The sequence below is a fragment of the Nocardia sp. NPDC056564 genome, assembly GCF_042793755.1.
GTDB lineage: Bacteria > Actinomycetota > Actinomycetes > Mycobacteriales > Mycobacteriaceae > Nocardia.
The window spans coordinates 254,689-278,473 of sequence record NZ_JBHTUR010000005.1 but is presented as its reverse complement, the minus strand read 5'-3'; the positions used below and the strand labels follow the sequence as shown (position 1 = coordinate 278,473).

Genomic DNA, 23,785 nt, shown 5'->3' with positions numbered 1-23,785 from the left:
GTAGCCCACGGCTGCTGACCGACCCCGTCGCCGCGGGCCCCGCTGTGGCCCGGCACATTCCGAACTTCGTCCGCACCGCGGCACGCCCACGCGTGCTGATGCGCGCTCCGGCTTTCCGGGCTGCGCTATCGAAAATAGAAGGCTTTGACATGGCAAGTTGGGCAAACACATCGACCGATCACCGAAATGATGATGTGTCATGGTAACGGCGCGAATCACCGTCAATGGACAGGCGGTGCCGATTTCCCCGGCGGCACCGCATACGACGGTCCTGGATTTCCTCCGGGAAAGCGGCCTCACCGGAACGAAGGAGGGCTGCGCCGAGGGTGAGTGCGGCGCGTGTTCGATCATGGTCGCCCGCCCGGGCATACACCAACCCACCGACTGGGTCGCGATTAACGCGTGCCTGGTGCCCGCGGCCGCGCTCGACGGCCAGGAGATCGTCACCGCCGAGGGACTCGCGGGCACGGGCACCCCGGGCACGCCCGCCACGCTGCATCCGGTGCAGCAGGCGATGGCCGTGCGGGGCGGCTCGCAATGTGGTTACTGCACACCGGGATTCATCTGCAGCATGGCCTCCGAGTACTACCGCCCCGACCGTCGCGCCGCCCCGGATTCGGCAGCCGCCGAACCGGAGACGTCCGCGGCCGAACACGGCCCCAACGGGTTCGACCTGCACGCGCTGAGCGGAAACCTGTGCCGCTGCACCGGGTATCGCCCGATCCGCGACGCGGCGTATGCCGTCGGCGCGCCGAGCGCGGACGACCCGCTCGCCCGGCGCCGCGCGCAGTCCCCGCCCGAGCCGGTGGCCACCGACTATGCCGGCGGCGGCCACACATTCCGGCGGCCGGAGACCCTGCTCGAAGCAGCGCGACTGCTGCGGGACCGGCCCGGCGCGATGCTCGTCGCGGGGTGCACCGACTGGGGCGTGGAGGTGAATATCCGTGCCCGGCGCGCGGATTACGTGATCGCGATCGATCGTCTCCCCGAATTGCGCGAACTGCGGGTGGAGAGCGATCGCATCGATATCGGGGCGGCCCTGTCGCTCACCGAGATCGAACGGCGTCTCGACGGACGGGTACCGCTGCTCTCGGAGTTGTTCCCGCAGTTCGCCTCCCGGCTCATCCGCAACGGAGCGACGCTGGGCGGCAATCTGGGTACCGGATCGCCCATCGGCGACAGCCCGCCGGTGCTGCTCGCGCTCGGCGCGTCGGTGGTGCTCGCCGACGCCGACGGCGAGCGGGAGGTCGACCTCGCCGACTACTTCACCGGGTATCGGCGCAGCGTGCGCAGGCCGGATGAGCTGATCCGCACCGTGCGCGTCCCGCTGCCGCTGGCGCCGGTGGTGGCGTTCCACAAGATCGCCAAGCGTCGCTTCGACGATATCTCCAGCGTGGCAGTGGCTTTCGCGTTGGATATCGAGAACGGCATGGTCCGGTCCGCACGCATCGGCCTCGGCGGCGTGGCCGCCACCCCGATCCGGGCCCGCGCCACCGAGGCCGCGCTCACCGGACGGCCCTGGTCGGCGGAGACCGCCGAAACCGCCGCCCGGATCCTGCACACCGAGGGGACACCGCTGGCCGATCACCGCGCCAGCGCCGAATACCGCTCCGCCATGCTCGGCCAGAGCCTGCGAAAGCTGTACGCACACACCGTCAATGAGGTCGAGTCATGAGTCACCTGTCCCAGCGACCGGACAATCCCGTCGTCGGCGTCCCGATGCCGCACGAGAGCGCGGCGCTGCACGTCACCGGCGCCGCGCTGTACACCGACGACCTGGTGCACCGCACCAAGGACGCGTTGCACGCATACCCGGTGCAGGTCATGCACGCGCACGGCCGGATCACCGCGCTGCACACCGAGCCCGCACTGGCCGTCCCCGGCGTGGTGCGGGTGCTCACGGCCGCCGATGTACCGGGCGTCAACGATGCCGGGATGAAACACGACGAACCGCTGTTCCCGGACACGGTCATGTTCTACGGCCACGCGGTGTGCTGGGTACTCGGCGAGACGCTGGAATCCGCGCGGCTGGGCGCGGCCGCCGTCGTGGTGGAACTGGACGAGCGGCCGGCGCTGATCACACTGGCCGAGGCCATCGCGGCCGAGAGTTTTCACGGCGCCAGGCCCACCATGCACTGCGGCGACGTGGACGCCGGTTTCGCCGAGTCGGCGCACGTGTTCAGCGGTGAATTCCAGTTCGGCGACCAGGAGCACTTCTACCTGGAGACACACGCCGCCCTGGCCTACGTCGACGAGGGCGGGCAGGTGTTCGTGCAGAGCAGCACCCAGCACCCGTCGGAGACCCAGGAGATCGTCGCGCACGTGCTCGGCCTGCGCAGCCACGAGGTCACCGTGCAGTGCCTGCGGATGGGTGGCGGCTTCGGCGGCAAGGAGATGCAGCCGCACGGCTTCGCGGCGGTCGCCGCGCTCGGCGCCATCCGGACCGGGCGCCCGGTTCGCCTGCGGCTCAATCGGACTCAGGACATGACCATGTCCGGCAAGCGGCACGGGTTCCACGCCGAGTGGCGCGTCGGGTTCGACGCCGACGGGCGGCTGCGGGCACTGGCGGCGACCTTGACCGCGGACGGCGGCTGGAGCCTCGACCTGTCCGAACCGGTCCTGGCCCGCGCGTTGTGCCACATCGACAACATCTACTGGATCCCCAACGCGCGGATCGCCGGTCGCATCGCGAAGACCAACAAGGTGTCCAATACCGCGTTCCGTGGTTTCGGCGGCCCGCAGGGCATGCTCGTCATCGAGGACATCCTCGGCCGTTGCGCACCCCTGCTCGGACTCGAGCCGGCCGAACTGCGCGAGCGCAACTTCTACCGGCCGGGCCAGCACACCCCCTACGGGCAGGAAGTCCTTGGCGCCGAACGAATCTCGAGAACCTGGCGGGAGGTGCACGAGCAGGGCGACCTCGACCGGCGGCGCGCGGAGATCGCGGAATTCAACGCGGCACACCCGCATACGAAGCGGGCCTTGGCGGTCACCGGGGTCAAGTTCGGCATCTCGTTCAACCTGACCGCCTTCAACCAGGGCGGCGCACTCGTCCTGATCTACAAGGACGGTTCGGTGCTGATCAACCACGGTGGCACCGAGATGGGCCAGGGGCTGCACACCAAGATGCTCCAGGTCGCCGCGACCACCCTGGGCATACCGCTGCACAAGGTGCGCCTGGCGCCGACCCGGACCGACAAGGTGCCCAACACCTCGGCGACCGCGGCCAGCGCAGGCGCCGATCTCAACGGCGCCGCGGTGAAGAATGCCTGCGAGCAGCTGCGTGCGCGGCTGTCGCAGGTGGCCGCGGGACAGCTGGGCGCCGACGCGGCGGATGTCCGCATCGCCGACGGCGTCGTGCGCGCGCTCGGCAGCGACCGGGAGCTGGCCTGGGACGCCCTGGTCGGCACCGCGTACCGGCAGCGAGTCCAATTGTCGGCGGCCGGTTTCTATCGCACGGAAGGGCTGCACTGGGACGCCGACGCCTTTCAGGGCACACCGTTCAAGTACTTCGCCTACGGCACCGCGGCGTGCGAGGTGGAGGTGGACGGCTTCACCGGCGCCTACCGCATCCGGCGGGTGGACATCGTGCACGACGTCGGCGACAGTCTCTCCCCGCTGATCGACATCGGCCAGGTCGAGGGCGGATTCGTGCAGGGCGCGGGCTGGCTGACCCTGGAGGACGCACGATGGGACACCGGCGACGGTCCCGGCCGCGGCCGGTTGCTGACCCAGGCGGCCAGCACCTACAAGCTGCCGAGCTTCTCGGAAATGCCCGAGGTCTTCAACGTGACGCTGCTGGCGAACGCCACCGAGACGGGCGCGGTGTACGGGTCGAAGGCGGTGGGCGAGCCGCCGTTGATGCTGGCGTTCTCGGTGCGCGAGGCGTTGCGGGCGGCCGCCGCGGCGTTCGGCCCCGCCGGGATCAGCGTGCGGCTCGGCGCCCCGGCCACACCCGAGGCGGTGTACTGGGCGATCGAGGCGGCGCGGGCCGGCGGCGAGCACGCCCGAAGCAGCGGCGAGATCCACACCGACGCAAGCACTTTGAGCAGTGTCTGACTCGACCTGGGTGAGCGCGGTCGCGCGGCTGCGTGCCCGCCGCGAACCCGGCGGGCTGGTGACCGTCGCGGCGGTGCGCGGCCACGCGCCCCGCCGGGCCGGCGCCAAACTCGTGGTGGGACAGAGCGAGACCTGGGGATCGATCGGCGGCGGCAATCTCGAGGCCGTCGCCATCGACCGGGTCCGTGAGCTGATGGCGACGCCGCACCCGGAGCCGGAACTGATGGAATTCGCCCTGACCGACAAGGTCACCAACCGCCACGGCGTGCAGTGCTGCGGCGGCGCGGTCACCGTGCTGCTCGAACCGCTGCCGGTCGGTCCGGCGGTGGCCATCTTCGGCGTCGGGCACGTCGGGCTGGAGCTGGCCCGGATCCTGGCCCGCCACGACCTCGATCTGCATCTGATCGACACGCGGGCCGACGTGCTCACCGACGAACGGCTCGGCGCGCTCGGGGACGCGGTGGCGCAGGTACACGTGCACCACACGCCGCTGCTGCCGGAGGAGGTGCTCGCGCAGCTGCCGCCGGGCACCCACATCCTGATCATGACCCACGACCACGCCGAAGACGCCGCGCTGTGCGACGCCGCCTTGCGCACCACCGATCTCGGCTCGATCGGCCTGATCGGCTCGGCCGCGAAGTGGGCGCGGTTCCGGCAACGCCTGGCCACCGAGGGTGGTCACGACGCCGCCGCCCTCGCGCGGATCAAGACGCCGATCGGACTTTCCGAGATCACCGGCAAGGAACCGGCCACGATCGCGGTGAGCGTCGCGGCCGACCTGCTCCTGACCTTCGAGCAGGCCGGCCGCTAGCCGCACAAAGCCCCGGGCCCGGCCAGCGGTCGCTGATCGGGCCCGGGGCAGCGCAGGCGCGGTGAATCCGCCGCTACCCGGCCGCTTTTCGCCGTGCGGCCAGCCGGACCGCGTCGAGGATCTTCTCGTAACCGGTGCAGCGGCAGAGGTTTCCGGCGAGCGCCTCGCGGATCTCCGCATCCGACGGCGTCGAAGTCCGTTCGATCAGATCGTGGGCCTGCACGATGAGACCCGGTGTGCAGAAGCCGCATTGGACCGCTCCCGCCTCTACGAACGCCCGCTGCACGGGCGCCAGCTCGGCACCCTCGGCGAGGCCCTCGATGGTCCGCACCACGCGGCCCTGCGACTGGCCCGCCGCAACCAGGCACGAGCAGACCGGCGCATCGTCCAAATAGACCGTGCAGGAACCGCATTCGCCTTGCTCGCAGGCATTCTTGGCGCCGGGCAGCCCGATTCGCTCCCGCAGGAGGTTGAGCAGGCTCTCCCCCGCCCAGACCTCATCGACGGTGACGGGTGTGCCGTTGACGGTGCAGATGACCCGCATCAGGCCGCCTTCCCCTCTGCCACATAGTCTTTCCAGGCCCACCCGAGCGTTCGCCGGGCCAGCACCGACAGCGCGTGCCTGCGGTACTCCGCCGTGCCGCGCACATCGTCGATGGGTGCGGCCGCGTCGGCGACCAGTTCGCCGAAGCGCGCGACCACGGCGGGCGCGAGTTGCGCCCGCGAGTCCCACCACCCGCCCGCGTCGAGCTCGCCGCCGAGGAACTGTTCGGCCGCGACGGCCCGGCGCGGGGTGGGGGCCGCGGACCCGAACCCGGTGCCGACCTCGCGGCGGTCCGGACGCAGCGCCAACGCGAACGCGGTCACCGAGATGACCATGGCGTTTCGCGTGCCGATCTTGGCGAATTGCTGCGGGCCGGTGGCTGGCCGGACCCAGAACGCCGCGATGAGCTCGTCTCGCGCCAGGGCATTGCGTTTGACGCCGGTGTAGAACTCGGTGATCGGGATCCGCCGGATGCCGCGGACCGAATGCGCCTCCACCACCGCGTCGTCGGCGAGCAGCGGCGGGTGCGCATCCCCCGCGGGCGAGGCCGCGCCCAGGTTGCCGCCGACGGTCCCGCGATTACGGATCTGCGGCGAGCCGACGGTGCGGGCGGCCATCGCCAATCCGGGCAAACGAGAACCGAACTCGCCGATGAGCCGGGCGTAGGTGACACCGGAGCCGATCCGCAGGGCGCCGTCGGCGGCGCTCCAATCGGTGAGCTCGGCCACCCGGGTCAGATCGAGCAGGGCCGGTGGCCGCTTGATGTCGAAATTCAACTCGACCATCACGTCGGTACCGCCGGCGATCGGCACCGCGTCCGGATGCTCGGCCTTGGCGGCCAGCGCGTCGGCCCAGGTCGCGGGTTGCAAGAATTCCATGTCGGAACAGTCCTGTCGGTGGGAGGCGAATCGTGGTCAGCGCGCCAGGCAGGAGCGCAGGCCGCGGGTGAGTTCGGCTCGGTCGAGGTCGCGGCCGATGAAAACGACCTTCCCGGTGTGGTTTTCGCCCGGCCACGGCGCCGACGGCCGGATCTCGAACGAGGTGTGGATGCCCTGTAGGACGAAGCGTCGGGTGTCGTCCTCGACCGCGAACAGTCCTTTGATCCGGTACACGTCGGCGCCCCGTTCGGCCAGGTGGGCGGCGAGCCAGGACTCCAGCGCGCGATGATCGACCCGGCCGTCGAGTTCCACCCCGACCGAGGTCAGGTCCGGATCGTGCTGGTGGGTGTCCTCGTCGAGCCAGTGCGGATCGCCGGCCATAGTGCGGGCCATGTCGAACGCGCCGATGCCGAGCACGTCGGCGAGCTCGACCGCGGCGTACTCGGAGGTGATGATGTCCGCGGTAGCGTTGATCGCCCGCATCGAATCCCGCACCGCCCGAACGGATTCGGCATCGACCAGGTCGATCTTGTTGATCACGATCCGGTCCGCGAAGGCGATCTGATCGACCACGTGGGACCCCACGCCGTGCTGATCGACCTCGGCCAGGTGCGCCCGCACGTGCTTGGCGTCCACCAGCGTCACGATGGCGTCGAGGGCGAAGTGCCGCGCGACCTCCTCGTCCACGAAGAAGGTCTGGGCGACCGGGTTGGGATCGGCGAGCCCGCTGGTCTCGATGAGCACCCGATCGAAGCGATCGCTGCGGGTCAGCAGGGAACGCAGGATGTCGATCAGGTCGGTGCGGGCGGTGCAGCACAGGCAGCAGCCGTTGCTCATCTCGATGATCTTCTCGTCCGCGTTCAGCACGAGATCGTTGTCGATCGGGATCTCGCCGAACTCGTTCTCGATCACCGCGATTCGGTGGCCGTGGTTCGCCGTCAGGATGTGGTTGACCAGGGTGGTCTTTCCCGAACCGAGAAACCCGGTCAGGACGGTCACCGGGATTTTGGCGTGGTCAGGCATGTTTTCCTCCGGTTGGTGTGCTCGGTTCGAGGATCTGTCGCGCGTGGGCCAGCGCGTCGGCCGAGATTTCGATCCGCCGACCGTCGAAGCCGGGACCGCGCGTCGCGTCGAGCCCCATGCGGGACGTGGTCCCGTCGCTGGTCGAGGACGGGTCCAACGGTGAACCGGGGAGCCCGTCGGCGGTCAGGATGTCGCGGTGCGGCTGGAAATGCGTGGCCAGCGCCCACAGCACCGCCGCGTCGTCGGTGATATCGATGTCGCTGTCAACGGCGACAACGGTTTTGACGTACGGATCCCAGCCGAGCAGCCCCAGCATCACCTGCCGCGCCTGCCCCGGCCTGCGTTGCCGCAGCGCCACATAGCAGTGGAAGTGGGTTCCCGAGGTCGGATAGTGCACGGCGGTCACATCCGGGAATCGCGTCTTGAGCTTCTCCGCCATCTCCGACTCGCGCGGAATCCGGGCCAGATTGAGATGCTCGGCGGTGTTGCCGCCCTCCACGTCGAACAGGATCGGCTCCCGCCGCCGCAGGATCGAGGTGACCCGAATCAGGTTGTTGGTGGACCGATTCGAGGAGTAGCCGGAGAACTCGCCGAACGGACCCTCCTCGGCGTAGGCGGCGGCATCGATGGTGCCCTCCAGCACGAAGTCCGACCAGGCCGGAACCTCGATGCCGTGCTCGGGCGTCGGTACCACCTCTAGCGGCTCGCCGAGCAGGCCGCCCGCGATCGAGCGCTCGTCCACCTCGTAGCCGACCCGCGCGGAGGCGGCCAGCATGAACAGCGGGTGCCCGCCGATCACCATGGCGACCGGCATCGGCGCATTCCGTTCGGCGTAGCGCCCGAGAATGCGCCACAGGTCGCCCCGCGAATGCAGGCTGGTCGCCAATTCGGTGGGCGAGTGCGCCATCGAGCGGTGATAGCTCAGATTTCCGACGCCGGTGTCGGGATCGGCGGCGACGATGATGCCGCTGGTGATGTACGGCGCCCGATCCGAGGCGAAGTGCCGCAGCATCGGCACCGTGCCGAGGTCGACCTCCGCGCCGGTGTGCACGACTTCGAGGATCGGTCCCGCATCGACGCGCCGCGGCGTCAGCGGTCGTGCGGCGCGCGCCGCGAACTCCTCGTGCAGGCGTTCCGGCCCGACCCCCAGCAACCGCGCGATCCGGCGGCGGGCGGCGAACACATTGCTCACCACCGGAACCGAGACGCCAGTCACCTTGCGGCACAACAGCATGTCCTCCCGTCCCCGGGCGGCGAGTTCGTAGATCAATCCGGTGACGCCCTGATCCGCGGGGACCGCGTCGTCGACGGTCAGCACATCGTCGGGATGGGCGGCGAGGTACTCGGCGAGGAAGGCGTGCGGGTCCTGCCGCTGCGACAGTTCGGGATACGTCATCGGACCATTCCTCCGGTCAGCTCGGTCCGGGAACCCGCGCCGCGCCAGCGGGGCGACAAATCGTGGGCGATGCCGAATTGGTCGAGGATCTTGCCGCTCACATGCGCGAGCAGGTCCTCGATGGCGGCCGGACGGGGATAGAACGCGGGCACCGGCGGCAGCACGATCGCGCCCGCCTCGGTGACCGCCGTCATGTTGCGCAGATGCACCAGGCTCAGCGGTGTCTCGCGGGTGACCAGCACCAGCCGGCGACGCTCCTTGAGGCAGACGTCGGCCGCGCGGGTGAGCAGGTCATCCGAATAGCCGTGCGCGATACCGGCCAGTGTCTTCATCGAGCAGGGGACCACGACCATGCCCATGGTGAGGAACGATCCGGAGGCGATGCTGGCCGCGATGTCCCCGCGCTGGTGATAGACGTCCGCGAGCCCGGCGAGATCGTCGGCGCGCAGATCGGCCTCGAGCTCGAGGGTGCGATGCGCCGCGCGCGAGACCACCAGGTGGGTCTGCACCGTGCGCAATCGGGCGAGCGCGGTGAGCAGATGGATTGCGAGGTGCGGTGCGCTGGCGCCGGTGACCCCGATGATGAGCCGCGGCCGGTCTGGCGGGTCGGCGGCGTAGTCGTTGGGCATGACGATCCTTCTCGGGAGGGGTGGCTCTGAAATCGCTTGTGCGCAGGCCTAATCGGCGACCGCCCGGGCGTCGCCGGGGTCGCGGCGCCGCACGCGGAAGACGAGGTTGAGCACCACCGCGAGGACGGTGCCGGTGGCGACGCCGCTGTGGAACACCACCTCGGCCATGGTCGGTAGGTGCTGATAGAAGCGCGGCGCGTACGCGGGGATCAGGCCGATACTCAGCGACAGCATGACGATGAGCGCATTGCCGGACCGGTCGAAATCCACCCGCGCCAGGATCTGGATGCCGGAGACGGTCAAGGCGCCGAAGGTCAGCACCGCGGCGGCGCCGATCACCGGCTCCGGGATCGCGGCCGCCACCCGGCCGACGGGCTGGACGATGCCGAGCACCAGCAGGATCACGCCGACGATCGCCACCGGATATCGGCTGCGGACCTTGGTCAGCGCGATGAGGCCGATGTTCTGCCCGAAGGTGGTGTAGACGAATCCATTGAACACCCCGCTCAACGCCGTCAGCAGGCCGTCGACGCGCAGCAGCCGGGCGATGTCGTCCGGCCCGACCTGCTTGCCCACCACCTCGCCGACCGCAAGTCCCTGCCCCGCGCCTTCGACCATGAGCACGAAGACGATGACGAGAAACAGCAGGATCGACGGAATATGGAACTGCAAGGCGCCGAAGTGCATTGGGCTCATCATGCCGACGATCGGCCCGGCGCCGGTGTGCGCGAGGCTGCCGATCCCGGTCGACCAGCCGACGATCGCCCCGAGAACCAGCGCCAACAGGATGGCGAGCTGCCCGAGCAGACCACGAAACAGCCGCCGGAACACCACCATCGAGGCCAGGGTGAAGCCGGCGAGCGCGAGGTGGCTGAGCCGACCGTACCCGGGATCGCCCGGATCCGAGCCCGCGATGAGCCGGACCCCGACCGGGATGAGCGTCAGGCCGATCAGCACGATGACGGTGCCGGTCACCACCGCGGGAAACAACCGCAGCAGTCTGCTGAAGTACGGCGCGACCAGCACCCAGATCACGCCGGCGACCAGCAGGGAACCGTAGACGGTCGGCAGCCCCCTGCTCTGCCCGATCAGCACCATCGGCACGATGCCGCTGGATGCCGCACCGACCACCAACGGCATCCGGATGCCGAACTTCCACAGCCCCAGCGCCTGGAGCAGGGTTCCGATGCCGGCCAGGACGAGGTCGGTGCTGACCAGGTTGGCGAGCTCGGCCGCGGACAGGCCGAGGGTCGTGCCGACCACGATGGGGACCACGATGACCCCCGCGTACATAACCAGCGCGTGCTGCCAGGCCAGCAGCAGCATGTGCGTGAAGGGCAGCCGCTCGTCGACCGCGCCGACTTCGGTGGTGCGCGGCGCACGGCGCGATTGTTCCTCGGTCATAACGCTTCTCGCCGCGCCGAGGGGGATCCGGCCGGCTGGTCGGCGGGCTCGCCGACCGGTGGCTCCGCGGCCGGGTCCGACGCACCGGCGCCGGTCTCGGCCCGCGGGATCCCGTTGAGCAACAGATTCAGCAGGAACGCCGAAATACCGCCTGCGGCAATACCACTGGTGAGCACGGTCTGCAGCGGACCGGGCAGCTGGGTGTAGAAGTCCGGATTTCCGACCGGCATGAGGCCGAAGCCGAACGCGATGGCCACGATCAGATGGTTACGCGGTTGGCTGAAGTCGGCCGCCATCATGAACTTGATGCCGATCGCGCCCACGGTGCCGAACATGACGACCCCGATGCCGCCGAGCACCGGCCCGGGCAGCGACGCGACGACCGCCCCGAGTTTGGGCATCAGGCCGATGATCACCAGGATCACGCCCGCGACGGCCACCACGTACCGGCTCAGCACCCGGGTGATGCTGACCAGCCCGACGTTCCCGCCGAAGGTGACGAAGGTGAAACTGCTGAACACGCCGGCGATCGCCGTGCCGACACCGTCCGCGCGCAGCGCACGGGCGATATCGGCGGGCCCGACCTCCCGGCCGACCACCACGCCGGTGGCCAGCGTGTCCCCCGTCGACTCGACCATGTTGACCACCTGCACGACCAGCATCGGGAGGATGGCGGCGAGCACGAAGGTCGGGGTACCGAACGAAAACGGCTGTACGACACCGAATATCGGCGCCGAACCGGTGGCGGAGAAGTCGGTCAGCCCGAGCGGCCACGCCACCAGCGTCCCGGCGATCAGCGCGATGAGGATGGCGAAGCGGCCGATGGCCGGGCGGGTGGCTCGCTCGAGCACCACCACGAGCACGATGGTGCCGAGCGCGAGCAACAACCGTTTGGCGCCACCGGGATCGGCGGCCGTCGCGGATCCGGCGATCAGCGTGGCCGCCTTCGGCACCAGGGAGAAGCCGATGATCGCGATGGTCGTTCCGGTCACGATGGGCGGGAAGTACCGGGTCAGCTTGGCGAACCAGGGGGCGATCACCCAGGTGAGCACCCCCACCACGATGGTGGCGCCGAAGACCGCGGGCAGGCCCGCGGTGGTGCCGACGATGATGGCCGGGGCGATGCCGGTGAAGGTGGACCCCATGACGATGGGCAACCGGACGCCGACATTGAACAGGCCGAGGGTCTGCAACAGCGTGGCCAGGCCGCTGACGAACACGTTGGCGGTGACCAGGGTGGTGATCTGGGCCGGGGACAGGCCGATGCCCATGCCGATGACCAGCGGAAGCGTGACCATGCCGGAGTAGGCGACGATCACATGCTGCACGGCGAGCGGGATCAGCTGGCGGATCGGCGGGACCGAATCGACCGGGTCCCTCGGCGCCGCCGGGAGACTACTGCGGGTGAAGAATTTCATAACTGCTCCTGGCCTCACGACGCGGTGAGACAAGTCGTCGAGAAATGGGCCGTGGCCCACCGGGGGTCGATCAGTTCGACCAGGGCATGCGCAATGCCGTCATGCCCGCACGGGCGATCAGTCGTTCGGCGCGGAACTGCGCCTGGGCGACGACCGCCGCCTCGTCGACGAGCAGGCACCGCCCCTCGTGGTAGACGATCTGCCCGCCGACGATCGTCGTCTCGACGTCCGAGCCGCGCGCGGAGTAGACCAGGGAACTCACCGCGCGGTGCAGCGGGCGCAGGTGCGGCCGGTCGAGGTCGACGACGATGATGTCGGCGAGCCGGCCCGGCTCGAGCACGCCGGCATCGATACCGGCGTATGCCGCGCCCTCGCGGGTGGCGAGGACGAGCGCGTCCTCGGCGCGGGCGGCGGTCGGGTCCAGGGTGGCCAGCCGCTGCGCGAAAATGGTCAGCTTCATCGCCTCGAACAGGTCCTGCCGGTGCCCGCAGCTGGGCCCGTCGCTGCCGAGAGCCACTGTGGCGCCGTGCTTTCGGAGTTCACGCAGCCGCATGGTGCCGGACGCGAGATAGGCGTTCGAGGAGGGATTGTGGGCGATGCCCGCGCCGCTCAGTCCGGCCTGTTCGATCTCGTGGTCGTCGAGCCAGATGGCGTGGGCCAGGGTCGCCCGGTGGTCGAGCAGCCCGGACTCGGCCAGCCATTGCACCGGCCGGACGCCGTACTCCTCGACGTAACTTCTCGGGTCGCTGCTGCTTTCACAACAGTGGGTGTGCCAGCGGGTGTCGAACTCCGCGGCGAGCTCCACACAACCGCGCACCAGATCCTGGTCGACATACGTGAGATTCAAAGGTGCGGGCCATATCTCGACCTTCGAGCCGCGCGGGCGATGCCGGATCGCGTCCCGCGTGATCGCGAGCTCGTCGGCGGTGCTGAACCGGAACAGGCCCGGCGGCTGGCCGCGCCTGGCCGCGATCGCGGTGCGATCACCGAGTGCGCCGCGGGCGACCGCGCCACGCAGGCCGGCCGCTTCGATCACCTCGGCGATCGCCAGCGTGGTCGCCAAATCGCTTGGGGCGTAATGGTTGTCGATCACCGTGGTGGTGCCTGCCCGCAGCGCCTCGACCGCGCCGAGGCGGGCGGCGGCGACCGCGTCCTCGTGCGTCATCGCGATCGAATAGGGCCACATGAACTCACACAGCCAGGGCACGATCGACATTCCCTCGCCCAGCCCGCGGGCCAGGGCCTGGGCCAGATGATTGTGGCCGTCGACGAAGCCGGGCAGCACGGCCCGGCCGCCGCAGTCGAGCACGGTGTCCGCCCGCCAGTCGGCGAGTTCGGCGGCGGTGCCCACCGCGACGATCCGGGAACCGGAAACCGCGACCGTGCCCTGGTGATGCACGGTGCGGGAATCATCGACGGTGATCACCGTGCCACCGGTGAGCAGAAGATCGCAGCGTTTGAGGGATGGAGGTGCCATGGCCGCCTCTGCCTTTCCCGGGCGGCTGAGCCGCCGTAAATCCGTTGGCGAAGGGAGCTGACTCCCGGCCAGGGCACAGCCCTGGCGATCGCCGAACGGTTTAACCCAGGATCGGGAGGTCACCGGCAGTGCGATCCGGTCGACTAGGACCGGCGCAGATACATGTAAACGCGGCGGCATCGCCGTTGTCAACCCTCGAATTCCGTCGACATCGCCGACGGGGCGCCGAATGATAACGCATCTGAGCTGCATAAATGCATAATCAGAGCGATCAGAAATTACATGCAATCTGTTGACACGCCGAGGGTGCTGTGCTGAACTCGGTGCCATCGAGTCGGCGTCGGGCCGGCTCGCCGCCGCGTCGACAGAGCGGCCCGTAGGTGCGGTGATTCGCGGCCGGGGATCTCATCCCGACCTGATTCAAGGAGAGCCACGATGATCATCGATACGCACGTCCATCCGACAAATCTCGTCGACGAGGCATGGCGGCATACCGGTGAACCATTCACCGGCGAACGCACTCTCGCCATGATGGACGGCCCGTTGTGGATCAATGGCAAACCGCGCCGGGTGGATATCAGTTGCATCATGCCGCCGCCGGGCAATACCGCCTGGCGGGAGGGCAATCGCAGCGGGCGCGAGGGCATCCGTGATTACCAGGCCTATATCACGTCACTGGTGCAGAAGTATCCGGATCGGTTCGTCGGAAATTTCATCTACAACCCGCGCTTCGGGCCGGAGAACGGGGCCGCTGAATTGGCGTTCCACGTTCAGGAACACGGCTACAAGATGATGAAACTCCATGCGAACATGCACTCGTACCGCCCGGACCGGGCGCTGGACTGGCTGCGCCCCGCGCTGCGGGTCTGCGCCGACCTCGGCGTGACGGTGCTGATCCACACCGGGGACGGCCCCTACTCCATTCCCACCCAGTTCTATCCGATCATCCGGGAGTTCCCCAGCGTGAACTTCATTCTCGGACATTTCGGCATCCAGACCGGCGGCGTCTACTGTTTCGAGGCCTTCTGGATGATCCAGGATTCGACGAATGTCATCGGCGAATCCGGCTGGTTGCTCCAATCGCGAATCGTGGAGTTCGCGAAGGAGATGAAGAAGAGCAAAATGGTCTTCGGTACCGACTCCCCGCCGAACGAACCGGGAATGTGGGCGCGCGAACTGGAGGTCCTGTGCCATGAGCCGCCGCAGGGGCTGAGTTTGTCCGAGGACGACCTGGAGGGTTACCTGGGCAACAATATGGCGAAACTGCTCGGGCTGGCCCCGACCCCGCCGCCCAAGGACAAGGCCGAGGCGGAGGCGTACCTGCGCGGCGATGTCCCGCAGGCGTCGGCGACCAATTCGCACGCCGATCACTACAGCGGCTACACCCCCTCGGCCTGGGCCGAGGAAGCGGCGCTGGATTCGGCGAAGTAACCGCTAGCCAGGGGTCTCGATGGGGCGCGCACGACGGCGTGCGCGCCCCACGGGGCCCGGGGTGGCCTCGTCGCCGACCAGCAGCGAGAAGTTTCGCCGCCGCGGTGTGTCGCCGGACATGCCGTCCCGGGTAGTCGCCTGGGACAGCCGCACCCGGAGCCGGGAAATATGGCGCCGGGCAACGGTTTCCGCGAAATCGGGATCGCCGGCCGCCATCGCGTCGACGATGTGGGTGTGTTCGTCGAGGGCGAGCCGGGGAGCGTCCTTGCTCCGCCACAGCGAATGCAGCGCAAGGTGCGACCGCCCGGCGATCGGCTCCAGCGCGGCCGTCAGGTGGGCATTCGCGGCGATCTCCCGGAGGGTGCGATGAAACCGGATATCCAGGTCGATATGGGCGGCGTTGTCGGCGCCGCTGCCGAGCACGTGTTCGTGCTCGGCCAGGATCTGCCGCAGCGTGGACAGGCCGTCCGCATCGAGGTTCTCGGTCGCCAGCCGCGCGGACAGGCCCTCCAGCGATTCGCGCACCACGTACAGTTGCCGCAGGTCAGCGATGTCGACCTTGCTCACCTCGGCACCGCGGCGGGAGACGTGGTCGGCCAGGCCCTCGTAGATCAGCCGTTGCACCGCCTCGCGCACCGGCGTGCGGCTGACCTCGAGCTGCCGGGCGAGCTCGGGCACGCTCAGCGCCGTGCCCGGCGTGAGTTGATTGCGGAGAATCGCCGTCTTCAGTGCCTCGTAGGTACGGTCGGTGAGCAGTTCTGCGGACGCGCTGTTCTCCTGAACCGGCGACTCGGGCATGACGGCACGCCTCCTTCGTGGACAAGTGCCGTAATATTACATGCAACTCGCCCGGTGCCCGCCGAGGCACCGGCCGGCCCGGGCGACGTACCGCCGGAATGCCTTGGCAGCGAGCGGTCCCCCGTGTAGCATTTGACCGATCTCCGGTCGGGGATGTGCCAATCCCCTTGGCGGACAAGGTGATCGGGTGGGAATGGGCCGGCGAACCCGGTCCGCCCCGGCGTTGTCGAAGCGCCGCACAGCCAAGGAGTCCGCTCATGAACAGAGCGTCCGTCATCGATCGAACCAGATCACTCGTCACCCGGTGGGCCCGGTGGTCCCGATGACCGCCATGGTGCGCGCCGCCCGAACGCACGAGGGAAAAGGCGTCGGCAGCAGCGCGTTGCGGCCGGACGGAGCACTCAAGGTAACGGGCGAATTCGCGTACTCGTCGGATCTGTGGATGGACGGCATGGTCTGGGCCACCACGGTGCGCAGCCCGCACGCCGCGGCGCGCATCCGATCGATCGACGTGAGCAAGGCGCTGGCGGTCGCCGGTGTGCACGCGGTGCTGACCCACGAGGACGTCCCCGGCGCGAAGACCTACGGCATGAAGGTCGCCGACCAGCCGGTGCTCGCCGTCGACCAGGTCCGATACCAGGGCGAGCCGGTGGCGCTGGTGGCCGCGGACGATCCCGAAACCGCCAGGCAGGCAGCCAAACTGGTGGTAGTCGACTACGACCCGATGGAACCGGTCACCGATGCCGAACGGGCGCTCGACCCGCGGACGCGGACGCTTCACGATGGGTCGAATCTGGTGCGGCACGTCAAGATTCGGCACGGCGACATGGAGCTGGCGCGAGCCCGGGCGGAGGTCGTGGTCGTCGGCGACTACGAGGTGGGCATGCAGGACCAGGCGTTCCTCGGTCCCGAATCGGGCCTGGCCGTGCCGGCCGCCGACGGCGGGGTGGAACTGTACGTCTCCTCGCAATGGCTGCACAAGGATCTCGAACAGCTCGCACCCTGTCTCGGGCTGCCGCCGGACAAGGTGCGGCTGACCATGGCGGGGGTGGGCGGCGCCTTCGGCGGACGCGAGGACCTGTCGGTGCACGTACACGCCTGCATGCTGGCGCTGCGCCTCGGCAAGCCGGTGAAGATGGTCTACAACCGCTACGAATCCTTCTTCGGCCACGTCCATCGGCATCCGGCGAAGATGCGCTACGAGCACGGCGCCACCCGGGACGGCAAGCTCGTCTACGTCAAAGCCCGGCTGGTGCTCGACGGCGGGGCCTACACCTCGACGTCCCCGGTCGTCATCGCGAACGCGTCGTACTTCGTGGCGGGGGCGTACGCGGTCGAACACGCGGAGATCGATGGGCTGGCCGTCTACAGCAACAACCCGCCGTGCGGAGCGATGCGCGGTTTCGGCGCGGTGCAATCGGCCTATGGTTGCGAGTCCAATATGGACAAGCTCGCTCGCGAGCTCGGGATGGATCCGCTCGAACTGCGGTTGAAGAACGCGATGACCACCGGCACCGTCTTGCCGACCGGCCAGGCGGTCGACGGGCCCGCCCCGGTCCGGGAACTGCTGGAGGCGCTGCGCGCCCGACCGCTGCCCGCGGCGGACCCGGGCTCCGACTTGCGCACGCTGCCAGGCGGTGTCGGCAACACCACGCACGGTGAGGGCCTGCGCCGGGGCATCGGCTACGCGGTGGGGGTCAAGGCGATCGGCTACTCCGGCGGCGTGGATGACATCTCCACGGCCAGGGTGATCCTGTCCGTCACGGCCGGCGAACCGGTGGTGTCGATCCACACCGCCGCGGCCGAATGCGGGCAGGGCATCACCACGGTGCAGTCGCAGATCGCGACCACCGAGCTCGGGGTCACCCGGGTGGTCGTGCTGCCCGCCGACACCCAGATCGGCGACGCCGGTTCGGCTTCGGCGTCCAGGATGACCTGGATGTCGAGCGGGGCCGTGCAAGGTGCGTGCAGGCAGCTCGCCTCGGAGCTGGTGCGCCGGGCCGCGGCGGCAACCGGCCGCAGCGCCGCCGCACTTACCCTGCGGGACAACGCGATCGCGGACGTGACCACCGGCGAACCGGTGGTCTCGATCGCCGAGCTGATCGGATCGGAGACCCTGGAACGGGTCCACGAGTATCACCACCGGCCGACCCAGGGCATCGACCCGGAGCGCGGACAAGGCAACGCGCACATCGCATTCGCGTTCTGCGCGCATCGGGCCGTGGTGGATGTCGATGTCGAACTCGGGCTGGTGCGCGTCGTCGAACTCGCGGTAGCCCAGGACGTGGGCAAGGCGATGAATCCGCTGGCCGTCGAGGGACAGATCGAGGGCGGCAGCGCGCAGGGCCTGGGACTGGCGCTGATGGAGGAGATACTCGTGGATCATCAAGGGAAGGTGCGCAATCCGTCGTTCACCGACTACCTGATCCCGACCATCCTCGACGTGCCGCCGATGCCGATCACGCTGTTCGAGTTCGCCCACCCGGACTCCCCCTACGGCCTCAACGGGGTGGGTGAGCCGCCCACGCTGTCCGCCACGCCCGCCATCCTGAACGCGTTGCGGAATGCCACGGGACTGGATCTGGCCCGGATTCCCGTGCGGCCCAGCGACATCGCGCTGGCTCCGCTGGCGGTGTCCTGACCGGTTGCCGAACGGACGGCGACGGAGCGGCGCGTCGCCGTCCGTCCCGGCTACCGCAGGGCGAGCGCGAGAAAGAACCCGGCGCGGTCCTCGAGGCAGGACAGGTCTCGACCGGTCAGTTCTTCGATGCGCTGGATGCGGCTGCGCAGCGTGTTGACGTGGATGTGCAGCAGCTGGGCGCATCTGGTCCAGGCGCCGGAGACCTCGAGGAACAGCTCGAGCGTATGGACGAGGTCGGCCCGGTTCAGCCGGTCGTAGGTCCGCAGCGGGTGCAGCAGGCGGGTCTGCAGCGTCAGGCGTACGTCCGCGGGAACGCTGGCCAGCAGCAGGGTTCGGGCGGTCAGGTCGTCGTGGCCGACGACGCTGTCGGACCCGCCGCGATCGGCGGCCACCCGGCACGCGGAGCGGGCTTGGTCGACCGCCGTCCGCAGCCCCGCCCGGTCGGTGACGCCGCTGACGCCGACCGCGAGCCGGCTGCCGTGCAGGCCGGGCGCCAAGGCCGCGACGGTCCGGGCGATGTCGCGCACGGCGTCGGGGTGCGCGGGCAGTACCGCGATCGCCGCGCCGTCCACGATGGCGACCGCAGGACCACCGGCGTGCAGGATTTCGCGCAGTAGTGCGCGTAACTCGTTCGGGCGCAACGTATCTGCGTCTATCGTCGCGGCCACCGCGAGATAGCCCGCGGCCGATCGGAGACCGGTCAGCTCCAGCCGCACCAGGACTTCCGACGGTTCGGCTCCGGCGACGATCTGTTCGAGGAGTTCCTGCGCGAGCCGGACCTCGGCGCGCCGCTCGTCGTCGGCGCGGGCGTGTTCCAGCGCGACGACGGCCGCCAGATCCGTGACCAGCGCACGCTGCTCCTCGGGCCATTCGGTGCAGTCGGCCGCGAAGATCAGCAGCCAGCCCCCCGCCCGCGCGACGCGCCCTTCGTCGACCGCGAAGACGGTGCACGGCGGTTCGGCATCGCGCAGCACCACGGGCAGGCTCCTGGCCGCGAGAAAGGCGCCGACCGCCGTGGCGGGCGGCGGCGGCGAGCCGGCCACCAGGCGGCCGGTCGACGACATCACCCAGCAGCGCAGACCGAAGTCGCGTTCGACCACGCTCAGCACCGAACCGAGCCCGTCGCCTGCCGCCAACTCGCGGTGGCGCCGCAGCGCCGCACACAGATCCGCGGCGCGGCCGGTGGCGAACATCCGGTTGATGTACTCGGTGACGACCGCGAAGCCGACGGTGACCGGCACCTGGAACAGCGGCACGCGATGGCGCCGGCAGGCCTCGACGACGTCCTGCGGCACTCCCCCGTAGCGGGCCTGGCCCGCGACCAGGCCCGCTACTCGCGCAGCGGCCAGCGCGGACACGAAGGCATCGCTGTCGGCCGGGTGCCGCCGCCAATGCAGTCCGGTGAGCACCAGCTCGCCCCCGGACAGGTAGCGTCCGGGGTCGAGCAGGTCCGTCGTGACCACCCAGCGCACGAAGCGATCCTGCTCCTGCTCACCGACCAGCAGTTCGAGACCGAGGTCGATCATGGTGAGCAGGGATCGCAATCGCACAGTGATCAACGTTACCGGCGGCAATTCGAAACTGCCCCATATATTTTCGACGCATCGATAGATGCCCGCTCACGGCTTGTCCTGCGGAACGTTTTCGTTATCGGCCGCGCCGTCGGGCCCTGGCTCGTAATGGGATCGCATTTTCACCTCCCTCACTCGCAGCTGGTCGGATATCCGGGCGATACGCCGGACTCGAACATCGGCCACCGTCGTTGCGGGACAGGCGGTTCGGCGCTGCGCGCCGTCGAGAGAGAAAACACGCTCTGCTCCTGGTCGAGGTGTCCACACGAAGTCGAGCCGCGCTACGGGACCCGGAGAAAGCAGCATTCAGTTTACTCCGCGGACGTGCGGGAAACAGCACAACCGGCCAGTAGGCGGCCGCGATCGGATCGCGAAACGTTGCACATCCGACGCAGCACCGGCGAGCCACCCAGCGTGACGCAGCCGATGCCCGCGCCGTTATTACTCACGGCGACAAGGGTATTCGGCCGGTGCAGATTCGGTGAGTGCGCATTCGCTCAACGCCTTGCGCTCGGCGGCGGAGGACCCGAGGATCGCGCGCAGGCAGGTCGGCGCGAAGACTCGGTCGAAGGTCCGCTCGCCGTCGGCGGATTTCCGCGGTCCGGATCCGCCGCCGCATCGCCCACAGTCCTCGGCAGAGCTTGACACAATCCCCGGACGACTAGTAGAACTTAGTTCGTTCATAACGAACTAAGTTCGTCTCGAAGTCGTGGAGGTGCGTGATGCGGGTGTCGGTGGTCGGAGCCGGCCTGGGCGGTCTGGCTCTCGCACAGGGTTTGCGTGGCGCCGAGATCGAGGCGGACGTGTTCGAGCGCGATCCGGGGATCGTCGCGCGGTTCCAGGGTTACCGGCTGGTGCTGAACCCGATCGGCTTCCAGGCGGTGCGTGATTGTCTGCCGCGGCGCTGGCACCCGCTGCTGGACGAGATCGTCATGGCGGCCTCGGCCGAGCAGTTGATCCTGGACCCGCAACTGAACGAGATCGGCAAGCTCGGCGCGGGCCGGACCGGCATCGTGGTCGACCGCCAGGTGCTGCGGCATCTGCTGCTGACCGGACTCACCGTGCACACCGGCGCGGCGCTCACCGACTACGGCGTCCTGGCCGACGGCACCGTCGAAGCCCGGTTCGCGCACCGCGACCCGGCGACCGCCGACCTGCTCGTCGGCGCGGACGGCGTCGCCTCCGCGGTCCGCGGCGTGCTGTCGCCGCAGACCACCCCGACCGATACCGGCGTGCGGTTCGTCATCGGCCGTACGCCGTTGACCGAGGAGTTCGCGGGACTGGCCAAGGCCTACGGCTCGAAGATCGCCGGTGCCGGGGTCGGTCTGCTGCTCGGCGCGATGCGGTTCCGCACCCCGCCGAAGCAGGCCGCCGCACGGCTGGCCCCCGAGGTCGCACTGCCCGATATCGGCGACTACGTGCGGTGGGCCATGATCTTGCCGCCGCACGGTTCGCTCGAGGATCTGAGCGCGCAAGACGCCGTGCTGTCCCGGATGCCGGGTTGGCATCCGCTGCTGCGCGCGCTGATCGAGCAAGCCGACCCCGACAACAGCACACTGCTGTCCATCCGCGTGGTGAAGCCCGGAAAGCGTTGGGCGCCAGGCCCGGTCACGCTGCTCGGCGACGCGATCCACGCCACCTCCCCGACCGGCGGCAACGGTGCGAACACCGCACTGCGCGATGCCGACCTGCTGCGCCGCAGCCTGATCGAGGCCGATCGAGGCCGCCGCAACCTGCACAGCGCCGTCGACGACTACGAGCGGCAGATGTTCGTCTACGCCGCCGAGGCCGTGCAGAGCAGCCTCGACAAACTCCCGGCCTTCGCCCCCACGGCGAACCTGACCTGACGCAGGCGCGCCAACTCGCCCGCGCCCAGCACCGATGCCGATCGGATGACCACCGCCGGCGCACTCTTCGATCGGCGTCCGGACAGGATCGGCGGGGCGGACGGTGGGCAGCACGTGGGTTCCCGCCCCGCCGATCTGCGGTGCCCCGCCTCGCTCCCAAGGGAAAGGAGCGGCCGGGTACTACCGGTTGCGAGCCTTCGCCGGCTCACAACCCGGCCATACCCGGGCTGGCGGGCTCAAACCGGTTCCGCCGAAACAGTTTTCCGCGACCTGGCGGTGTCTCGCGGGCCTACCGAAGACACCAGCCCGGTTATCCGCCAGCCGATTCCGGGTACCTGGCGGCACCGGCCTCACGGCAGCGCGGATCATCGGTGGTGACGCCGGGGCGGCCTACCCGGCGCCTCGCACCCGAAACAGCGCACAGCCTCGATCGCGCGCGCTGCCTGCCCCTCGGCTCGAACAGGGCAGGCAGCGAACGGAATCGAGCGATCGTGGTCAGTTCAGACCGGTGACGTCCTGAGCGATCGCGGCAATCCGGGTCTGGGCCGCGGAGACGACACCCTGCCGATTCTTGTGCGCCTCCTCGTAGGCGAGGATCGCGCGCACGTCGCGCGGATCGGTGAGTTCCTTGATCGCAGCGACGGATTGGCTGACGTTCAACTCGTCGTAGTCGCCGATCGGCAGCTCACCGGGCTCCAGCACCCCGGCGCTGGTGCGCAGCGAATGCAGCGCTTCGGCGGCGTTCTCGGCGCCCTCGCGGCGGGTGACCCGCTCGGCCGACTCGAGCGCGGCGTCCCTGGACGCGGTCAGCGCCTTGACGGCGACATCGCCCGCATGCGCGCCGCGGGCCAGCAGCTCACTCAGGGCGGGCGGTGCGCTACGAAAGGTGTCCAGCGTGCGGTCTATACCGCGGGCGGACAGGATGACCGGGATGTTGACCAACTTGACCGCGGTACCGGTAACCGCCTGGAACGGGGTGCGGCGCAGGGCCGCCGGTCCGCCGAGGGCGTCCTCGGCGAGGACGGTGGTCAGCCAGTCCACCGTCGCCGTGTGCGCGGCGATCAGCCGGTCCGCGAGTGTCACCACCTCGTCGCGCTGGGCGGCGATCGCCAAGGCCTTGACGTATCGGGCCCGGTCGAGCAACTGATGCTCGAGCACGAGGTCACCGAGCAGGGCTTCGTCGAACGGCTGAGCCTGTTCGCCCATCGCCTTGACCGCGGCGAGGATCCGTCCGACGAACGGGCCGATCCGCTCCGGAACGCCGCCCAGTTCCCGAATCGCCGCCTCGATGGCCTCGGCCCGCCGCCGGGCATTGTCCGCGTTCTCGGACAGCTCGCGCCGCACCGCCTCCGTGCGGGCCTGCGCGATTCGCGTCTCGGCGATCCGGATCTCGGTGTTGGTGAGATCTCGAAGGGCGCGTAGCTGTGCGAGCAAGGCAGTGGTGTCGCGTGTACTCATGAAATCGGATCCTTCGGCGTTGACATCAGGGTCGGCGCGACGCTGCACCACTAGGTCGACTACCCAGCAGTGCGATTCGAAACATCGCCCGCGAGAAAGAAAGCCCGTCAGGGCTTTTCAAGATCCAGCGCGTCCTTGATCTTGCCCATGACCCCGGACTGAGTACCGAACATGGTCGAGCGCGGTTAGCCCATGGAGCCGTCATAAATGACGTCGAGTTTCGGGTCGGGTGGTGGCGGAGGCGCGGCATTGTCCCCCAACGGAACCGGATCACTGCTGATGAAATGGGCTGTGCGCGTGCACGATGCGGGCGACGGGGCGAACATTCTCGGCGGTAATGTCAAGGGGGCGAAGGCCTGAGCCCGGCGCGCGCCTACTCTTGTACCCAGAGAACTTTTAT

Annotated in this window: 18 protein-coding genes; 7 read left to right on the top strand and 11 right to left on the bottom strand. The window is 69.2% G+C overall.

What is annotated here, in order from left to right; genetic code table 11:
• Positions 1-199 precede the first annotated feature (199 nt).
• Genes ACFQ9K_RS15985 through xdhC form a run of 3 tightly spaced genes read left to right on the top strand, consistent with a single transcriptional unit; the run spans position 200 to position 4,870 of the window.
• Entirely contained in the window at positions 200-1,675 is a 1,476-nt protein-coding gene (locus ACFQ9K_RS15985; protein WP_378723761.1) for a xanthine dehydrogenase small subunit, read from the top strand.
• Complete coding sequence (gene xdhB, locus ACFQ9K_RS15980; protein ID WP_378723758.1) at positions 1,672-4,059, top strand: xanthine dehydrogenase molybdopterin binding subunit; 2,388 nt, start codon at positions 1,672-1,674, stop codon at positions 4,057-4,059. Before ACFQ9K_RS15985 ends, xdhB begins: the two co-directional genes overlap by 4 nt.
• On the top strand, positions 4,052-4,870 hold the full coding sequence (gene xdhC / locus ACFQ9K_RS15975; RefSeq protein WP_378723756.1) for a xanthine dehydrogenase accessory protein XdhC: 819 nt from the start codon (positions 4,052-4,054) through the stop codon (positions 4,868-4,870). Before xdhB ends, xdhC begins: the two co-directional genes overlap by 8 nt.
• 73 nt (positions 4,871-4,943) lie before the next feature.
• Here xdhC and ACFQ9K_RS15970 read toward each other — a convergent pair whose 3' ends face one another.
• From ACFQ9K_RS15970 to ACFQ9K_RS15935, 8 genes are all read right to left on the bottom strand, one after another.
• Positions 4,944-5,414 (bottom strand): (2Fe-2S)-binding protein, encoded by a 471-nt coding sequence (locus tag ACFQ9K_RS15970; protein ID WP_378717493.1) that lies wholly within the window; start codon positions 5,412-5,414, stop codon positions 4,944-4,946.
• Positions 5,414-6,292, bottom strand: coding sequence for an FAD binding domain-containing protein (locus ACFQ9K_RS15965; protein ID WP_378717491.1), 879 nt, complete (start codon positions 6,290-6,292; stop codon positions 5,414-5,416). Before ACFQ9K_RS15965 ends, ACFQ9K_RS15970 begins: the two co-directional genes overlap by 1 nt.
• A gap of 36 nt (positions 6,293-6,328) precedes the next feature.
• Entirely contained in the window at positions 6,329-7,315 is a 987-nt protein-coding gene (locus ACFQ9K_RS15960; RefSeq protein ID WP_378717489.1) for a CobW family GTP-binding protein, read from the bottom strand.
• Positions 7,308-8,711, bottom strand: a complete 1,404-nt coding sequence (locus tag ACFQ9K_RS15955) for a UbiD family decarboxylase (RefSeq protein ID WP_378717488.1) — start codon at positions 8,709-8,711, stop codon at positions 7,308-7,310. The genes ACFQ9K_RS15960 and ACFQ9K_RS15955 overlap by 8 nt, the downstream gene beginning before the upstream one ends.
• On the bottom strand, positions 8,708-9,340 hold the full coding sequence (locus ACFQ9K_RS15950; protein WP_378717486.1) for a UbiX family flavin prenyltransferase: 633 nt from the start codon (positions 9,338-9,340) through the stop codon (positions 8,708-8,710). Before ACFQ9K_RS15950 ends, ACFQ9K_RS15955 begins: the two co-directional genes overlap by 4 nt.
• Before the next feature lie 48 nt (positions 9,341-9,388).
• Positions 9,389-10,744 carry a uracil-xanthine permease family protein gene (locus ACFQ9K_RS15945; RefSeq protein WP_378717485.1) on the bottom strand — a complete coding sequence of 452 codons (1,356 nt, stop codon included), beginning with the start codon at positions 10,742-10,744 and terminating at the stop codon, positions 9,389-9,391.
• The gene (locus ACFQ9K_RS15940) at positions 10,741-12,162 is read right to left on the bottom strand and encodes a uracil-xanthine permease family protein (protein ID WP_378717484.1); all 1,422 of its coding nucleotides are present in this window, start codon (positions 12,160-12,162) and stop codon (positions 10,741-10,743) included. The genes ACFQ9K_RS15945 and ACFQ9K_RS15940 overlap by 4 nt, the downstream gene beginning before the upstream one ends.
• Before the next feature lie 70 nt (positions 12,163-12,232).
• Positions 12,233-13,639 carry an amidohydrolase family protein gene (locus ACFQ9K_RS15935; protein WP_378717483.1) on the bottom strand — a complete coding sequence of 469 codons (1,407 nt, stop codon included), beginning with the start codon at positions 13,637-13,639 and terminating at the stop codon, positions 12,233-12,235.
• 435 nt (positions 13,640-14,074) lie between these two features.
• On the opposite strand from ACFQ9K_RS15935, the gene ACFQ9K_RS15930 reads away from it, so the two are divergent.
• Positions 14,075-15,070 carry an amidohydrolase family protein gene (locus ACFQ9K_RS15930; protein ID WP_378717481.1) on the top strand — a complete coding sequence of 332 codons (996 nt, stop codon included), beginning with the start codon at positions 14,075-14,077 and terminating at the stop codon, positions 15,068-15,070.
• A 3-nt stretch (positions 15,071-15,073) separates the two neighbouring features.
• On the opposite strand, the gene ACFQ9K_RS15925 is transcribed toward ACFQ9K_RS15930, so the two are convergent.
• On the bottom strand, positions 15,074-15,868 hold the full coding sequence (locus ACFQ9K_RS15925; protein WP_378717480.1) for a GntR family transcriptional regulator: 795 nt from the start codon (positions 15,866-15,868) through the stop codon (positions 15,074-15,076).
• A 322-nt stretch (positions 15,869-16,190) separates the two neighbouring features.
• Between ACFQ9K_RS15925 and pucD the strand changes: the two genes are divergently transcribed.
• The gene (gene pucD / locus ACFQ9K_RS15920; RefSeq protein ID WP_378717478.1) at positions 16,191-18,509 is read left to right on the top strand and encodes a xanthine dehydrogenase subunit D; all 2,319 of its coding nucleotides are present in this window, start codon (positions 16,191-16,193) and stop codon (positions 18,507-18,509) included.
• Between the two features lie 50 nt (positions 18,510-18,559).
• Here pucD and ACFQ9K_RS15915 read toward each other — a convergent pair whose 3' ends face one another.
• Entirely contained in the window at positions 18,560-20,059 is a 1,500-nt protein-coding gene (locus ACFQ9K_RS15915; RefSeq protein WP_378717476.1) for a PucR family transcriptional regulator, read from the bottom strand.
• A 743-nt stretch (positions 20,060-20,802) separates the two neighbouring features.
• On the opposite strand from ACFQ9K_RS15915, the gene ACFQ9K_RS15910 reads away from it, so the two are divergent.
• Positions 20,803-21,927 (top strand): FAD-dependent oxidoreductase, encoded by a 1,125-nt coding sequence (locus ACFQ9K_RS15910; RefSeq protein ID WP_378717475.1) that lies wholly within the window; start codon positions 20,803-20,805, stop codon positions 21,925-21,927.
• 495 nt (positions 21,928-22,422) lie between these two features.
• Here ACFQ9K_RS15910 and ACFQ9K_RS15905 read toward each other — a convergent pair whose 3' ends face one another.
• Positions 22,423-23,385 (bottom strand): ferritin-like domain-containing protein, encoded by a 963-nt coding sequence (locus tag ACFQ9K_RS15905; RefSeq protein ID WP_378717474.1) that lies wholly within the window; start codon positions 23,383-23,385, stop codon positions 22,423-22,425.
• Positions 23,386-23,592: 207 nt separating this feature from the next.
• Between ACFQ9K_RS15905 and ACFQ9K_RS15900 the strand changes: the two genes are divergently transcribed.
• A complete protein-coding gene (locus ACFQ9K_RS15900; RefSeq protein WP_378717473.1) occupies positions 23,593-23,745 on the top strand; it encodes a hypothetical protein in 153 nt (50 codons plus the stop codon).
• Positions 23,746-23,785: the final 40 nt, after the last annotated feature.

Bases quoted from the DNA above. Each gene is read 5' to 3' on its own strand.
- ACFQ9K_RS15985 (WP_378723761.1), top strand. From the start codon at position 200: ATGGTAACGGCGCGAATCACCGTCAATGGACAGGCGGTGCCGATTTCC.
- xdhB (WP_378723758.1), top strand. From the start codon at position 1,672: ATGAGTCACCTGTCCCAGCGACCGGACAATCCCGTCGTCGGCGTCCCG.
- ACFQ9K_RS15970 (WP_378717493.1), bottom strand. From the start codon at position 5,414: ATGCGGGTCATCTGCACCGTCAACGGCACACCCGTCACCGTCGATGAG.
- ACFQ9K_RS15965 (WP_378717491.1), bottom strand. From the start codon at position 6,292: ATGGAATTCTTGCAACCCGCGACCTGGGCCGACGCGCTGGCCGCCAAG.
- ACFQ9K_RS15960 (WP_378717489.1), bottom strand. From the start codon at position 7,315: ATGCCTGACCACGCCAAAATCCCGGTGACCGTCCTGACCGGGTTTCTC.
- ACFQ9K_RS15955 (WP_378717488.1), bottom strand. From the start codon at position 8,711: ATGACGTATCCCGAACTGTCGCAGCGGCAGGACCCGCACGCCTTCCTC.
- ACFQ9K_RS15950 (WP_378717486.1), bottom strand. From the start codon at position 9,340: ATGCCCAACGACTACGCCGCCGACCCGCCAGACCGGCCGCGGCTCATC.
- ACFQ9K_RS15945 (WP_378717485.1), bottom strand. From the start codon at position 10,744: ATGACCGAGGAACAATCGCGCCGTGCGCCGCGCACCACCGAAGTCGGC.
- ACFQ9K_RS15940 (WP_378717484.1), bottom strand. From the start codon at position 12,162: ATGAAATTCTTCACCCGCAGTAGTCTCCCGGCGGCGCCGAGGGACCCG.
- ACFQ9K_RS15935 (WP_378717483.1), bottom strand. From the start codon at position 13,639: ATGGCACCTCCATCCCTCAAACGCTGCGATCTTCTGCTCACCGGTGGC.
- ACFQ9K_RS15930 (WP_378717481.1), top strand. From the start codon at position 14,075: ATGATCATCGATACGCACGTCCATCCGACAAATCTCGTCGACGAGGCA.
- ACFQ9K_RS15925 (WP_378717480.1), bottom strand. From the start codon at position 15,868: ATGCCCGAGTCGCCGGTTCAGGAGAACAGCGCGTCCGCAGAACTGCTC.
- pucD (WP_378717478.1), top strand. From the start codon at position 16,191: ATGACCGCCATGGTGCGCGCCGCCCGAACGCACGAGGGAAAAGGCGTC.
- ACFQ9K_RS15910 (WP_378717475.1), top strand. From the start codon at position 20,803: ATGCGGGTGTCGGTGGTCGGAGCCGGCCTGGGCGGTCTGGCTCTCGCA.
- ACFQ9K_RS15905 (WP_378717474.1), bottom strand. From the start codon at position 23,385: ATGAGTACACGCGACACCACTGCCTTGCTCGCACAGCTACGCGCCCTT.
- ACFQ9K_RS15900 (WP_378717473.1), top strand. From the start codon at position 23,593: ATGACGTCGAGTTTCGGGTCGGGTGGTGGCGGAGGCGCGGCATTGTCC.